The sequence below is a fragment of the Telluria sp. ZB4P36 genome, assembly GCF_059685865.1.
This window is the reverse complement of sequence record NZ_JCASIE010000018.1, coordinates 47,212-60,370: the sequence shown is the minus strand read 5'-3', so window position 1 is coordinate 60,370 and position 13,159 is coordinate 47,212. Positions and strand designations below refer to the sequence as shown.

The 13,159-nt window shown below is 66.2% G+C and carries 14 protein-coding genes and 3 tRNA genes; 9 read left to right on the top strand and 8 right to left on the bottom strand.

Features of this window, described 5'->3' with window-relative positions; all coding sequences use genetic code 11:
- Positions 1–4 precede the first annotated feature (4 nt).
- Positions 5–739 (top strand): OmpA family protein, encoded by a 735-nt coding sequence (locus AC56LK_RS20115; protein WP_497186291.1) that lies wholly within the window; start codon positions 5–7, stop codon positions 737–739.
- A gap of 28 nt (positions 740–767) precedes the next feature.
- Here AC56LK_RS20115 and icmH read toward each other — a convergent pair whose 3' ends face one another.
- Genes icmH through tssJ form a run of 3 tightly spaced genes read right to left on the bottom strand, consistent with a single transcriptional unit; the run spans position 768 to position 3,492 of the window.
- Positions 768–1,529, bottom strand: a complete 762-nt coding sequence (icmH, locus tag AC56LK_RS20110; RefSeq protein WP_497186250.1) for a type IVB secretion system protein IcmH/DotU — start codon at positions 1,527–1,529, stop codon at positions 768–770.
- A complete protein-coding gene (gene tssK / locus AC56LK_RS20105; RefSeq protein WP_497186249.1) occupies positions 1,526–2,872 on the bottom strand; it encodes a type VI secretion system baseplate subunit TssK in 1,347 nt (448 codons plus the stop codon). The genes icmH and tssK overlap by 4 nt, the downstream gene beginning before the upstream one ends.
- Positions 2,873–2,922: 50 nt before the next feature.
- Positions 2,923–3,492 carry a type VI secretion system lipoprotein TssJ gene (gene tssJ / locus AC56LK_RS20100; RefSeq protein WP_497186248.1) on the bottom strand — a complete coding sequence of 190 codons (570 nt, stop codon included), beginning with the start codon at positions 3,490–3,492 and terminating at the stop codon, positions 2,923–2,925.
- Between the two features lie 198 nt (positions 3,493–3,690).
- On the opposite strand from tssJ, the gene AC56LK_RS20095 reads away from it, so the two are divergent.
- The 7 genes from AC56LK_RS20095 (at position 3,691) to tssA (ending at position 11,078) form a co-directional block, all read left to right on the top strand.
- Entirely contained in the window at positions 3,691–4,275 is a 585-nt protein-coding gene (locus AC56LK_RS20095; RefSeq protein ID WP_497186247.1) for a tetratricopeptide repeat protein, read from the top strand.
- A 52-nt stretch (positions 4,276–4,327) separates the two neighbouring features.
- Positions 4,328–4,840: a type VI secretion system contractile sheath small subunit gene (gene tssB / locus AC56LK_RS20090; protein WP_497186246.1), complete on the top strand. Its 513-nt coding sequence runs from the start codon at positions 4,328–4,330 to the stop codon at positions 4,838–4,840.
- Positions 4,840–6,330, top strand: coding sequence for a type VI secretion system contractile sheath large subunit (gene tssC, locus AC56LK_RS20085; protein WP_497186290.1), 1,491 nt, complete (start codon positions 4,840–4,842; stop codon positions 6,328–6,330). Before tssB ends, tssC begins: the two co-directional genes overlap by 1 nt.
- Before the next feature lie 31 nt (positions 6,331–6,361).
- Positions 6,362–6,853 carry an Hcp family type VI secretion system effector gene (locus tag AC56LK_RS20080; RefSeq protein ID WP_497186245.1) on the top strand — a complete coding sequence of 164 codons (492 nt, stop codon included), beginning with the start codon at positions 6,362–6,364 and terminating at the stop codon, positions 6,851–6,853.
- Between the two features lie 84 nt (positions 6,854–6,937).
- On the top strand, positions 6,938–7,408 hold the full coding sequence (gene tssE / locus AC56LK_RS20075; protein WP_497186244.1) for a type VI secretion system baseplate subunit TssE: 471 nt from the start codon (positions 6,938–6,940) through the stop codon (positions 7,406–7,408).
- Between the two features lie 37 nt (positions 7,409–7,445).
- Positions 7,446–10,088 carry a type VI secretion system ATPase TssH gene (tssH, locus tag AC56LK_RS20070; RefSeq protein WP_497186243.1) on the top strand — a complete coding sequence of 881 codons (2,643 nt, stop codon included), beginning with the start codon at positions 7,446–7,448 and terminating at the stop codon, positions 10,086–10,088.
- 9 nt (positions 10,089–10,097) lie between these two features.
- On the top strand, positions 10,098–11,078 hold the full coding sequence (gene tssA / locus AC56LK_RS20065; protein ID WP_497186242.1) for a type VI secretion system protein TssA: 981 nt from the start codon (positions 10,098–10,100) through the stop codon (positions 11,076–11,078).
- A gap of 58 nt (positions 11,079–11,136) precedes the next feature.
- Here the strand turns inward: tssA and AC56LK_RS20060 are convergent, their stop codons facing one another.
- Together AC56LK_RS20060 and AC56LK_RS20055 are read right to left on the bottom strand one after the other, a co-directional pair.
- Entirely contained in the window at positions 11,137–11,724 is a 588-nt protein-coding gene (locus tag AC56LK_RS20060) for a phasin family protein (protein ID WP_497186241.1), read from the bottom strand.
- A gap of 48 nt (positions 11,725–11,772) precedes the next feature.
- Complete coding sequence (locus tag AC56LK_RS20055; RefSeq protein ID WP_497186240.1) at positions 11,773–11,970, bottom strand: hypothetical protein; 198 nt, start codon at positions 11,968–11,970, stop codon at positions 11,773–11,775.
- A 100-nt stretch (positions 11,971–12,070) separates the two neighbouring features.
- On the opposite strand from AC56LK_RS20055, the gene cueR reads away from it, so the two are divergent.
- Positions 12,071–12,475, top strand: a complete 405-nt coding sequence (cueR, locus tag AC56LK_RS20050; RefSeq protein WP_497186239.1) for a Cu(I)-responsive transcriptional regulator — start codon at positions 12,071–12,073, stop codon at positions 12,473–12,475.
- 81 nt (positions 12,476–12,556) lie between these two features.
- On the opposite strand, the gene AC56LK_RS20045 is transcribed toward cueR, so the two are convergent.
- The 3 genes from AC56LK_RS20045 to AC56LK_RS20035 all read right to left on the bottom strand — a co-directional run bounded on the left by AC56LK_RS20045 (position 12,557) and on the right by AC56LK_RS20035 (position 12,922).
- Positions 12,557–12,641, bottom strand: a tRNA-Leu gene (locus AC56LK_RS20045).
- A gap of 47 nt (positions 12,642–12,688) precedes the next feature.
- Positions 12,689–12,773, bottom strand: a tRNA-Leu gene (locus AC56LK_RS20040).
- A 64-nt stretch (positions 12,774–12,837) separates the two neighbouring features.
- A tRNA-Leu gene (locus AC56LK_RS20035) sits at positions 12,838–12,922 on the bottom strand.
- Positions 12,923–13,159 lie beyond the last annotated feature (237 nt).

The window sequence follows — 13,159 nt, the reverse complement described above, 5'->3', positions numbered from 1 at the left end:
CTTGATGTTGTTCGTGCTTTTTTCCAGCGCCGCCCATGCCCAGCAGGAGGCGCCGGTGGTCGTCAGCGGCACCGTCGCCGATGAAGCCACCAGGGCGACCCTGCTCGAGCGCCTGCGCAGCGTCTACGGGGCCGCGCGCGTGGTCGACCAGCTGTCGGTCGGCACCGTGGCGGCGCCGGCCAACTGGAACGAGTACGTCGCGAAGCTGATCAACCCCAACCTCAAGCTGGTCAGCCGCGGCCAGCTCAAGGTCGAGGGCAGCAAGGTCAGCCTGCGTGGCGACGTCGCCAACGAGGAGCAGCGCCGGCAGATCGCCGGCGACATCGCGGCCAGCCTGAACCCGACCTACACCGTCAACAACGGGCTGCGGGTGGCGGTGTCGGAACAAGGCGTGCTGGATGCCGCGCTGGCCGACCGGATCATCGAATTCGAGTCGGGCAAGGCGGCGCTGACCGAAGCGGGGATGGCCGTGCTGGACCAGATGAGCGCGGCGATGCAGAAGCTGAAGGGTGTGAAGGTGGAGGTGATCGGGCACACCGACAACGCCGGTTCGCGCGCCGGCAACCTTTCCCTCAGCCAGGCGCGGGCGGAGGCGGTCAAGGCCTATATCGTCGGCAAGGGCATCGCGGCGGACAGCATCGCGGTGTCGGGGGAGGGGCCGGACCGGCCGGTGGCCGACAACCGCACGCCGGAGGGCAAGGCGCGCAACCGCCGGATCGAGTTCAAGGTCATCCAGTAGGCAGGCAGGCGGGGACCCGGCGCCATGCTCAGGGCAGGGTAATCGTCACATGCGCCGCCTTCGGCGGCAGCCTCACCAGGTCGTTATACGCGGCCATCTGGGTCCCGGTTTCGTTCGACAGCGCCGTGCGGAAGCCCAGGTAGGCCCCCAGCCCCGCCACCATGAACACGGCACCCAGCACCCACAGCGACAGATCGCTCTGCAGCCGGTTGACCACCTGGTCGGGGCGCTCGGCGTGGGGCGCGAAGCCGCGGGTGCGGCCGCGCATGCGGGCGATCTCGTCGCCCAGGCGCGCCACCAGGTAATCCAGCTTGTCGCGGCCGTCGAGGGCGTAGCGGCCCTGGAAGCCGAGCAGCAGGCACATGTGGAAGACTTCGAGCGCCTCCACGTGAACCTGGCCCTTGGCGCGCAGGTCCTCCAGCCGGTGGAAGAAGTGTTCGCCGGCGAGCTGGTCGCCGAACACGCGCAGCTGCAGCGGCCGGGTCTCCCAGGCCTCGCGCACCTCGTAGGTCGAGCGCAGGATGATCTCGTCCACGGCCGAGCAGAACGCGTACTTGGCGGCGGTCACGTCGTCGGCCGAGATGCCGAGGGCCTTGGCGTTGCGGTCGACGTCGGCCAGGAAGCCGGTCATGTTGTCGGAGAAGGCCACCTTGTCCTGCGGCCCGCAGCCGTTCTTCAGCAGGAACAGGGCGTAGAAGCCCTCGTACATGATGTCCACCAGGCGCTGGGGCGGACGGGCGGCTCGCAGTCCGGGTTGCGGCGCCAAGCGCCGTTCGACGAAGGCGCTCATGCCGCCACCGCGATCAGTTCGAGGCGCAGGTCGCGGATCCCGTTCGGGACGTAGATCGAGATCGCCTGCGATTTCAGCATCGTTTCATACAGCATGCCACGGTTCTCCAGGATGAAATAATAGGTATCGGGCCGCACCGGCACCGCCGCCGGCACCTGGGGGGCGTGCACCAGCTTCACGCCGGGCAGGGCCGACAGCACGAACTTGTCGACGTCTTCCGGCGCGCCCACCTTGAACTGCAGGGGCACCGCGTCCACCAGCTGCAGCGCCGGCATGTCGCCCGCTACCGCCAGGTAGAGCGTGGTCTGCAGATTGATGCGTCCCGAATCGAGGGCGCCCAGGTAGTAGGAGGGACGCTCGCGGTTCAGGACGATCGTGAAGTAGCGCGACGAGATCACGGTGTCGAGCAGGTCGCGGATGATGCCGTCCAGACGCGCGAATTGCGGCCCCGGGTCGGCATGCACGTAGGCCGGCAGGTCTTCCAGCCGGTAACTGCGCGAATAGGTCATCAGCCCCCCCGCCAGGGCCAGCAGCTCGCCGAACAGGCGTTCCGGGTGCAGGTCGCGGTGGCCGAGGTAATGCGACAGCGCCGCGTAGCCGGTGCTGGCCGTGTGCAGCAGCCAGAAGGCCGACACGTCGCCGCCGCGGATCTCGATCACGTTCTTGCTCGGTTCGCGCATGTGGCCGTACAGGGCGTTCACCTTGGCCAGCAGCTTTTCCATCAGGCGCGCCAGGTTCAGGTGCAGGCCGGGCGCGGCGTCGATCGACAGGCTGGGCGGGACGAAAGAGGGGTCGGCCTCGAAACCGCCGGTCGGCACGCGCCGCAGCCGCACCAGCGGGAAGCTGTCGTAGGCTTCCAGCGCGTCGGTGTCGGCCACCAGCCGCAGCGCCTTGCGCAGGTAGGTGACCGGGGCCTCGGCGGCGCGCGTGTACAGGTCCTGGGTCTCGCGTTCGTGGCTGCTGAAACGGGCGTCGGGCTGGACGTCGCCCTCGGGCGCGGCGTTGTCGCCCCAGGCCTTGAGCGCCGGCAGGGCGGCATGGAAGGTCACCGACTGCAGGCCGGCCGGGAGTTCGCCCAGGCGCACCTGCAGCGGCAGCGGATCGCCGTCGGGTGCGCGGTAGACCTCGCCGTCCGGGAACAGGACCGACAGCTCCTCGACCCGCAGGATGTCGTGGCGCAGGGCGTCGTAGTCGACCACCAGCTTGCGCACGCCCCAGGCATAGGGGTGGAGCGCGCAGGCCGTCTGGTTCAGGCGCGCCTCGTGGTAGCGGTCCTGCTGCTGGAAATGCTGGGGCCGGAGGAACAGTCCCTCGCCCCACAGTAGCTTCGCTGGCATGGTCATCAAGCGCCTCCGGCTCAGAAATTCCTAGCTTGGCGGAAACAACAAGGGCTTCATTGACAGCGCACAGAAGAAAGCATCGAGGATTTGGAACTCCCCCCGGCGGCGCTGGTCAGGGCGCAGGCATGAAGGCCCAACGTCAGGCCGCTGCGTTCGGCGTCGGCTGCCGCCACCGTCGTCCGCCAGCGCCCCTCCGCCGGACGCTGGAACAGGGCGACCAGCGCCAGGTGGCTGGCTTCGCGGCTGACTTTTTCCGTCGCCTCGTAGCGCTGGCCCGGGACCAGCATGATCTCGCGCACCCCGACCAGGTCGCTGCCCAGGGCCGCGCGCTCGGCCTCCGGGCTCAGGAAGGCGGCATAGGGCGCCTGCTCGAAGGCCTCCTTTTGGCGCAGCGCGTACAGGCGTACCGAGAGCGCGAGCGGCTGGCCGCGTTTGTCGAGGTTGAGCTTGGGAGAAGCATGCAGGCGCAGCGCCACGCTGCGCGGCGGCTTCTGCGCATCGGGAATCTCGGGCGGCTTGCGAAGCCCGGTGGCTTCGAGGGCTGCGCTCGCGATCCCGTTGCTGCCGCAGCCGGACAGCGCGCAGGTCGCCAGCAGGATGCCTAGGAGTGAACCGTTCCTCATTGCCATTTCCTTTACTCACAGTTTGCGGGTCAAGGGGGGATTGAACCGCAGTGGTGGGCAAAGCTTGTGATCACGCGCAAGCGCAAGCCTTCCGCAGCCGAAAGAAGGCGAACTCTGCTTTGGTTGACAGTGCGCAACTTCACCCGGAAGCGCTTGCGAATAATGGTGGCTGGTTCAACTGTCGTGGAGAAAAACAGCATGATGTACAAACGCTTGATGCCTTTGATCGTGGGAGTCGTCGCCCTGGCCGGGTGCGCCAGCGGCCCACAGCAAGCCATGGCGAGCAAGTCGACCGCCGCCGTGGGCGAGCAGGTCTTCACCGAGGCCGATGCCGCGATTGCGGCGAAACAGGAGGAGAAGGCCTACGCCATGCTCAAGGCGGCGGGCGAGGCGCATCCGGTCGACAAGCGGCCGTGGGTCAAGATGGCGCAGATCCGCTTCAACGGCGGGGTCTACGGCGAGGCGATCACCAATGCGCACGAGGCGCTGGAGCGCGATCCGGAGGACACGGTGGCGCACAGCATCGTCGCCGTCAGCGGCCTGCGCGTGGCCAGCAAGGCGCTGGCCGACCTGACCCGCAAGAACAACCTGGTGGGCGACGTCAAGAGCGAGGCCCAGGACCTGGCCAAGCTGCTGCGCACCAGCCTGGGCGAGACCGACCTGTTCAAGAAGGGAGAGCCGGCCAAGGTGACCCCGGTGAGGGCGAGGCCGACGAACACCGCCTCCGCTGCCCCGGCCAAACAGGCCGGCAACGACAAGGACCCGTTCTCCGGCCTGAAGTAATCCGCGCGGCCGGCCCCGCCGGCTGTCCCATCCCCCGCAACCTGGAGTCGACATGGCCAAGAATGAAAGCGTGCAGAAACGCTTGCAGAAGGTGCGCGCGCCGCGCGTGCAGATGACTTACGACGTCGAGATCGGCGACGCCATCGAAAACAAGGAACTGCCCTTCGTCGTCGGCGTGGTGGGCGACTTCGGCAACGATCCCTCGGCCGAGAAGAAGCGCCTGAAGGACAAGAAGTTCGTCAACGTCGATGCCAGCAATTTCGACGAGGTGCTGGGGGCGGTGGCGCCGGTGGCGAGCTTCCGGGTGGACAACCACCTGTCGCCGGAGGGCGGGCAGTTCGCGGTGCAGCTGCAGTTCAAGGAGATGAATGACTTCCGTCCCGAGTCGGTGGTGCGCCAGGTGGCGCCGCTGAACGGCCTGCTGGAAGCGCGCACCAAGCTGGCCGACCTGCGCAACAAGCTGGCCGGCAACGACAAGCTCGAAGACATCCTCAGCGAAGTGCTGGGCAATACCGAGAAGCTGGCAAGCCTGAAGAAACAGGGCAAACCTGGAGGGGAGGCATGATGGCGGCAGTCCTCGATACCGCAAGCAAGTCAGCATCCACGGTGGAACTGGATAGCTCGCTGCTCGACCAGATCGTCGAGCAGAGCCGGGTGGCGAAATCCAGCAGCGAACACGAACGCGCCCGCGACATCATCTCGGAACTCGTGACCCAGGTCATGCAGGGCACGATGGTCATGTCGAACAACCTGTCGGCCATGATCGACGCGCGCCTGGCGGAGCTGGACCGCATGATCTCCGAGCAGCTCTCCGCCGTGATGCACGCGCCCGAATTCCAGAAGCTGGAACGCAGCTGGACAGGTCTGAACTACCTGGTCAGGAACAGCACCACGGGCGCCAACCTGCAGATCCGCATGCTCAACGCCAGCAAGCGCGAACTGGTGAAGGACTTCCAGTCGGCCCTGGAGTTCGACCAGAGCACCATGTTCAAGAAGGTCTACGAAGAAGAATTCGGCACCTTCGGCGGCGCCCCCTACGGCACCCTGATCGGCGACTTCGAGATCTCGCGCCAGCCAGAGGACATCTACTTCCTCGAGCAGATGTCGCACGTCGCCGCCGCCAGCCACGCGCCCTTCATCACATCGAGCGACCCCGGGCTGTTCGGCATCGAGAGCTTCGGCGACCTGGGCAAGCCGCGCGACCTGGCCAAGGTCTTCGACACAGTCGAATACGCCAAGTGGAAGGCCTTCCGCGAATCCGAAGATTCGCGCTACGTCGGCCTGACCCTGCCGCGCTTCCTGGGCCGCCTGCCGTACAACCCGATGGACGGCATGACGACCGAAGGCTTCAACTACGTCGAGGACGTGGACGGCAGCGACCATTCGAAATACCTGTGGTGCAACGCCGCCTACGCCTTCGCGAGCAAGCTGACCAAGGCCTTCGAGTCCTACGGCTGGTGCGCGGCGATCCGCGGCATGGAGGGCGGCGGCTGCGTGGAAGACCTGCCGACCCACACCTTCAAGACCGACGAAGGCGAGGTCGCATTGAAGTGCCCGACCGAGGTGGCGATCACCGACCGCCGCGAGAAGGAGCTGTCGGACCTCGGCTTCATCTCGCTGGTCCACTGCAAGAACACCTCGTACGCGGCCTTCTTCGGCGCCCAGTCGGCGCAGAAGGCGAAGAAGTACAACAATGAGGCGGCCAACGCCAACGCCGTGCTGTCATCGCAGCTGCAGTACATCTTCGCAGTCTCGCGCATCGCCCACTACATGAAGGCCATGATGCGCGACAAGATCGGCAGCTTCGCCGCCGCATCCAACGTCGAGGACTACCTGAACCGCTGGCTGACCCAGTACGTGCTCCTCGACGACAACGCAAGCCAGGACCAGAAGGCCCAGTTTCCGCTGCGCGAGGCCAGCGTGCAGGTGTCCGAAGTCCCGGGCCGCCCGGGCGTCTACCGCGCGGTCTCCTTCCTGCGCCCGCACTTCCAGCTCGACGAGCTGTCCGTTTCGCTCCGACTGGTCGCGGAGTTGCCCCAATCGACCAATGGCTAAGCATTTTTCTTAAACCTGAATGGAGTAGAACATGGCAATTGACGTGTACCTGCAGATCGACGGCATCAAGGGCGAATCGATGGACGACAAGCACAAGGACTGGATCGAGTGCCTGTCGGTGGACTGGGGCGTGAAGCAGCCGCGTTCCGCGACCGCTTCGACCGGCGGCGGCCATACCGCAGAACGTTGCGAGCATGAGGAAATCAAGTTCATGAAGCTGGCCGACCTGTCCTCGCCGATCCTGCTGCAGACCTGCTCCGCAGGCAAGACCATCCCCAAAGCCAAGCTGGAATTCATGCGCGCCGACGGCCAGGGCGAGCGGGTCAAGTACTTCGAGATCGAGCTGGAGAACGTGCTGATCGGCGCCGTCGAGCCGAACGTGAAGGAGGGCAGCATCATTCAGGAGAAGGTCGGCCTGAAGTTCTCGAAGATCAAGTGGAAGTACACCCAGCAGAAGATCGGCGGCGGCTCGGGCGGCAACACCTCGGGCGGCTGGGACCTGGCGGCCAACAAGGTCGTCTAACGTCTGACTCCTGCGCGCGGCGCTCGCGGCTGGATCGCGGCGCCGCGCGCATTTTTTTCGAAGTTTCCGGACACCGGAGGGAGCATGAAGGGCTTCAAGCCGGGCCTGCTGGACCGCCTCATGGACGAAGGCCCCGAGGGCAGCGCCGGCACACCGCTGAGCGCCGAGCAGTTCAAGGACAGCGTGGCGCGCGACCTGGAAGCGCTGCTCAACACGCGCCTGGCCTTCGACCCGGCCATCCTGAACGCCTACCCGGAAGCGCGCGGCTCCTTCCTCCACTACGGCCTCCAGGACTTCGCCGGCTATTGCCTGACCAGCAGCATCGACCGCGCCGCCGTCTGCGCCAGCATCCAGGACGCCATCGAAGCCCACGAACCGCGCCTGCGCGAGGTCAGCGCCACGCTCGAGCTGGCGCCGGGCAGCGTCAACCGCCTCAACTTCGTCATCCACGCCCGGCTGGCCTCCTGCGACATCGGCGAGCCGGTGAACTTCAATGCGGTGCTGCAGCCCTCGTCGCTGCATTACGCCGTCAAGCGCAGCGGCCGGCGGGCATGAATCCGCGGCCGGCCAACCACCACAAGGACCCGACACGATGGACATCAATCTCAAGACCCTGATCGGCAAGCTGAACGACACCACCCGCGCCGCCGCCACCCGCGCCGCCTCGATCTGCGTCGGCCTCGGGCAGTACGAGGTCGAGATCGAGCACCTGTTCCTGGGCCTGATCGAGCAGCCGGGCAGCGACCTGTCCGTGGTCGCGCAGGGATGCGACATCAGCCTGACGGGCCTGGAGACCGATCTGCGCAATGAGATCGCGCGCTTCGCCACCGGCAGCGCACGCACGCCGGTGTTCTCGCGCCACCTGCCGCTGCTGTTCGAGCATGCCTGGCTGATTGCTTCCCTGGCCGCGCCAACTGCGGGGCAACCGAACCAGATCCGCAGCGGCCATTTACTATTGGCGCTGCTCACCGAGCCGTCTTTGTCGCAGCTGGCGATGCGCGCCTCACCGCTGTTCAGGAAATTCCCGATCGACCGCCTGAAGCACGAATTCCAGAAGATCACGCGCGGCTCGCAGGAAGCGCAGCCGGCGGCGCTGGAACAGCCGGATTCGCCGGGCGACGCCGCCGACGAGATCGCGGCCGGCCCAGCGCGCGCGACGCCCGCCCTCGACCAGTACACCACCTGCCTGACCCAGCGCGCGCGCGACGGCCGGGTGGATCCGGTGATCGGGCGCGATCCCGAGATCCGCCAGGCGATCGACATCCTGATGCGGCGGCGCCAGAACAACCCGATCCTCACCGGCGAGGCCGGCGTCGGCAAGACCGCCGTGGTCGAAGGCCTGGCCCTGCGCATCGCCCAGGGCGACGTGCCGGAGGTCTTGAGCGGCGTCGAGATCCATACCCTCGACATGGGCCTGCTGCAGGCCGGGGCCAGCGTCAAGGGCGAGTTCGAGAACCGCCTGAAGAACGTGATCGACGAAGTGAAGAAGAGCCCGCACGCGATCATCCTGTTCATCGACGAGGCCCATACCATGATCGGCGCCGGCGGCACGGCCGGACAGAACGACGCCGCCAACCTGCTGAAACCGGCCCTGGCGCGCGGCGAGCTGCGCACCATCGCGGCCACCACCTGGGGTGAATACAAGAAGTACTTCGAAAAGGATGCGGCGCTGGCGCGTCGCTTCCAGGTGATCAAGGTCGAGGAGCCGGACGAACCCACCGCCTGCGCCATGCTGCGCGCGATGGCGCCGCTGATGGAGAGCCATTTCAACGTGCGCATCTACGACGATGCCGTCACCGAGGCGGTACGCCTGTCGCACCGCTACATCAGCGGCCGCCAGCTGCCGGACAAGGCGATCAGCGTGCTCGATACCGCCTGCGCCAAGGTCGCGCTGGGCCAGAGCTCGACCCCGGCGGCGCTGGAAGACTGCAGCCGCAGCATCGAGCGCATCGACGCCCGGATGGCGGCCCTGCAGCGCGAGGCGAACGCCGGCGCCAGCCACGAGGACCAGCTGCTCCAGCTGCGCCAGCGCCGCGGCGCCCTCGACGACGAACGCATCGGCCTGCAGCGGCGCTGGGACGAGGAGCAGAAGATCGCCGCCGAGATCGGCGAGATGCGCACGGCGCTCGAAGAAGGAAGGACCCAGGACGCGGGCGAACTGCGCGTCCGCGTGGACCGCCTGCGCAGCCTGCAGGGCGAGATGCCGCTGGTGCCGGTGCAGGTGGACGGCCACACGGTGGCCGCGATCGTCGCCAGCTGGACCGGCATCCCGCTGGGCCGCATGGTCAAGGACGAGCTGACTACGGTGATGAAGCTGCAGTCCCTGCTGGACGAGCGCATCCTGGGCCAGTCGCATGCGAGCCAGGCCGTCGCCCAGCGGGTGCGCACGGCGCGCGCCAACCTGGACGATCCGAACAAGCCGAAGGGCGTGTTCCTGTTCGTCGGTACCTCGGGCGTGGGCAAGACCGAGACCGCGCTGGCCCTGGCCGACATCCTGTACGGCGGCGAGCGCAAGCTGGTCACCATCAACATGAGCGAATACCAGGAGGCGCACAGCGTCTCCGGCCTGAAAGGTTCGCCGCCGGGCTATGTCGGCTATGGCGAGGGCGGCGTGCTGACCGAGGCGGTGCGCCGCAATCCCTACAGCGTGGTGCTGCTCGACGAAGTCGAAAAGGCGCATCCCGACGTGCTCGAGCTGTTCTTCCAGGTCTTCGACAAGGGGGTGCTGGACGACGCCGAAGGCCGCCAGATCGACTTCCGCAATACCATCATCATCCTGACCTCGAACGTGGGCTCGAGCCAGATAATGGGCGCTTGCCTGAACAAGCCGGCCAGCGAAGTGCCGGCGCCCGACCAACTGGCTGAGCTGATCCGCCCGCAGCTGATGAAGCACTTCAAGCCGGCCTTCCTCGGCCGCCTGGCGGTGGTGCCGTTCTACCCGATCCGCGACGAGGTGCTCACCAATATCATTCGCCTCAAGCTCGAGCGCATCAAGGCGCGCGTGCTGGACAACCACCGCGCGCGCTTCGAGTACGACGACGCCCTGGTGTCGGCGGTCCTGAGCCGCTGCACCGAGGTCGATTCGGGCGCGCGCAACGTCGACAACATCCTGAACGGCACGCTGCTGCCCGAGATTGCCGACAGCGTGCTGGCGCGGATGGCGGAGGGCGGCGCGATCACCCGGGTCAAGGTCGGCGCGACCAAGGCCGGCAAGTTCAAGTACGCGATCGAATAGGGAGCCGCCATGCTGGATCTGGACAAATTGCTGGCGCCGGTCACTGCCGACCGGCCCTGCGGCGAGGACCTCGCGTTCTCGCCCGAGTTCGACGCCATCAACCGTGCGCGCCAGGCCGACGATCCGTCGATCGAGCAGGGCGCCTGGGTGACGACGCTGAAGGAAGCCGACTGGAAGTTCGTGTCGAAGCGCTGCATCGAGCTGATCGAGACGCGCAGCAAGGACTTGCAGCTGGCGGTCTGGCTGGCCGAAGCCGAGACCAGGTCCGGCGGGCTGCCCGGCCTGGCAGGCAGCCTGCGCCTGCTCGCCGCCCTGTGCGAACGCTACTGGGCGGACGTGCATCCGCTGCCGGACGAAGACGGCGACGAGCGCCGCATCGGCAATCTGGCCTGGATCGCGGCGCGCATCGCGCCCCTGGTGAAGGAGGTGCCGCTGGCCGCGGGCGTGACCTTGATGGCCTGGGAAGCGGCGCGGGCGCGCGGGCCGGACAGCGTGGCGGAACTGGAAGCGGCGCGTGCCAAGGTGGCGCCGGCAGCGCGCCAGGCGCTGGCCGAGGCGGCGCACGACTGCCTGGCCGCGCTGGCGGAGCTGGAGCGGGTCGTCGACGAGCGGCTGGGCGCCGACGGTCCGAGTTTCGGCGCCGCCCGTGCGGCGCTGCGCGACGTCGAGGACCTGGCGGTGCCGGATACGCCGCAGTCCAAGCCGGCGCAGGCCATGCCCGTGGTGGTGGCTTCCGGCGCGCCGCTGCGCGGGCAGGGAATGGCAAGCGACGGCCCGCTGCAGAGCCGCGAGCAGGCGCTGGCGCAGTTGCGCTGCGTGGCCGAGTTCTTCCGGCGCACCGAGCCGCACAGCCCGGTCGCCTACCTGGCCGAGAAGGCGGCGCGCTGGGGTGAGCAGCCGCTGCACGCGTGGCTGCGCTCGGTCATCAAGGACGAGGCTTCGCTGGGACGGCTGGAGGAATTGCTGGGGATTGAAACGGAAGGAAGCTGAAAGAAGATTTCATCCTGGAGCCCAGGATGAAATCTTATGTCATTTCTTATGTCATTTATTACTCGGCTGGTTTTTGCGTGCCCGGCTGTACCAGCGAAGTCGCTTTCGCGATCTGCGCTTCGACCGTCTGCACCGCCTGGCGCGTGGCCTGGGTGACTTGCTCGTAACCCTTGAAGGCATTGTCGATCGCGGTCTTGATGATCTCGACCGCGTTCTCCGATCCTGGCTTGACGTTCTGGGTCACATCGTAGATCAGGGCCGACAGGGTGCTCTTGGCTTCGGCCACGTGGGTATCGGCGGCCTGGCGGAATTCCTGGTGCATCTCGTCGATGATGGACTTGAGCTGCTCGTGGTATTCCGCGGCGCCGGCGGCGCCCGGCTGCATGCGCGCATGCAGGGCCGCGATAGCCGCTTTCGGGTCGCCAAACTTGGCCATACCCTCGGCCATCCCCCCAGCCATCCCCTTGGCCATCTCCTGGCCGGCAGCGATCGACCCTTCCATCGAGCTTTTCGCTGCGTTCATGTTCAGCGCCATCACCTGTTCCACGCCCTTGACCGTCTTGTCGGCCAGGGTGTTGAAGGTCTGCATCTGCAGGTCGAACAGGGTCTTGGTGGCGTTGGCAAACTGCTCCGGACTCGTGAACATCGGTGTCTCCTCAGTATTGGAATAGATCGGATGAGTCTTGCTACCCCATTATTTAGCAACAATGAGTTTTTCGCAACGCGCGTCTCGGTAGGGGCCGGCAGATTTTTCCCAACCCGCTCCCAAGGGCGTCTGCGAACAGGCGAGGGCGCCGTTGAGCTTGCTGCGCCACTGGAACCAGGGCGCCGGTGCGGCCAGGGCGGCGTGGGCGGCCAGGCCCAGCGCGAGGAGGAGAGAAAGAGCTTTCATGTGCGGTCGAGCTTACCCCCTTGCCGCGCCAAGTCAAGCACTGCTTGACCCTCCTATCGTGGGAAGGTGTATTCTGCGCGTGGTACAACAGGAGATGACAATGCAGCAAACGCTTCTCAACATCGGCGACGCCGCCAAGGCTTCCGGGGTGTCGGCCAAGATGATCCGCCACTACGAATCGATCGGCCTGCTCAGGGAGGCGAAGCGTACCGAGTCCGGTTACCGCGTCTACAGCGGCGAAGACGTGCGCGTGCTGCAGTTCGTCCATCGCGCGCGCGCGCTCGGCTTTTCGCTCGAGCAGATCGGCAAGCTGCTGGACCTGTGGCAGGCCCAGGACCGCGCCAGCGCCGACGTGCGGGCGCTGGCGCGCACGCATATCGATGAGCTCAACCGCAAGATCGCCGAGATGGAAGCGATGCGCCGTACCCTGGAGGCACTGGCCTCGTCCTGCCATGGCGATGCACGCTCGAGCTGTCCGATCCTGGACGACCTGGCCGCGCAATAAGGGGAGGCGGACAACGCAAAACGCCGTAAGCCTTTTTCAAAGCTTACGGCGTTTTGCGGGACCGTAGTCCTAGGTAGAGTTTGGTGCCCACGGAGGGACTCGAACCCCCACACCTCGCGGCACATGGACCTGAACCATGCGCGTCTACCAATTCCGCCACGTGGGCACTGATACTGCTACAACAAAACTGCTTGCGGAGATACATCCAGTAGATGGTGCCCACGGAGGGACTCGAACCCCCACACCTCGCGGCACATGGACCTGAACCATGCGCGTCTACCAATTCCGCCACGTGGGCACTGATACTGCTTACATCTCACAACGGTACAACGAACTGCTTGCGGAAAACTGCTCCGGTAGAGTGGTGCCCACGGAGGGACTCGAACCCCCACACCTCGCGGCACATGGACCTGAACCATGCGCGTCTACCAATTCCGCCACGTGGGCACTGAACTGCTAACTCTGCTACAATAGCAGGGTTTGTCATTTTTCGCTAGATCAACTTTCGTCGGATCGCAGCGTAGAACGTACCTCCTGCTACTGCTTTCTCTCTCGCTTCGGCTTGCGGCCGTTGCTGAAGAGACCGAGATTATAGCGGAAGGATTTCAAAAGTCAAAGACCCCGCGCTGGGGTTTCCAACTGAATTCACCGAGCACGCTTCGCTGCATATGTTAGGCGAATCGC

Coding starts and splice junctions, on each gene's coding strand:
- tssH (WP_497186243.1), top strand. CDS start 7,446: ATGGACATCAATCTCAAGACCCTGATCGGCAAGCTGAACGACACCACC.
- AC56LK_RS20055 (WP_497186240.1), bottom strand. CDS start 11,970: ATGAAAGCTCTTTCTCTCCTCCTCGCGCTGGGCCTGGCCGCCCACGCC.
- tssA (WP_497186242.1), top strand. CDS start 10,098: ATGCTGGATCTGGACAAATTGCTGGCGCCGGTCACTGCCGACCGGCCC.
- tssC (WP_497186290.1), top strand. CDS start 4,840: ATGGCGGCAGTCCTCGATACCGCAAGCAAGTCAGCATCCACGGTGGAA.
- AC56LK_RS20080 (WP_497186245.1), top strand. CDS start 6,362: ATGGCAATTGACGTGTACCTGCAGATCGACGGCATCAAGGGCGAATCG.
- icmH (WP_497186250.1), bottom strand. CDS start 1,529: ATGAGCGCCTTCGTCGAACGGCGCTTGGCGCCGCAACCCGGACTGCGA.
- AC56LK_RS20115 (WP_497186291.1), top strand. CDS start 5: ATGTTGTTCGTGCTTTTTTCCAGCGCCGCCCATGCCCAGCAGGAGGCG.
- tssB (WP_497186246.1), top strand. CDS start 4,328: ATGGCCAAGAATGAAAGCGTGCAGAAACGCTTGCAGAAGGTGCGCGCG.
- AC56LK_RS20060 (WP_497186241.1), bottom strand. CDS start 11,724: ATGTTCACGAGTCCGGAGCAGTTTGCCAACGCCACCAAGACCCTGTTC.
- tssE (WP_497186244.1), top strand. CDS start 6,938: ATGAAGGGCTTCAAGCCGGGCCTGCTGGACCGCCTCATGGACGAAGGC.
- cueR (WP_497186239.1), top strand. CDS start 12,071: ATGCAGCAAACGCTTCTCAACATCGGCGACGCCGCCAAGGCTTCCGGG.
- tssJ (WP_497186248.1), bottom strand. CDS start 3,492: ATGAGGAACGGTTCACTCCTAGGCATCCTGCTGGCGACCTGCGCGCTG.
- tssK (WP_497186249.1), bottom strand. CDS start 2,872: ATGACCATGCCAGCGAAGCTACTGTGGGGCGAGGGACTGTTCCTCCGG.
- AC56LK_RS20095 (WP_497186247.1), top strand. CDS start 3,691: ATGATGTACAAACGCTTGATGCCTTTGATCGTGGGAGTCGTCGCCCTG.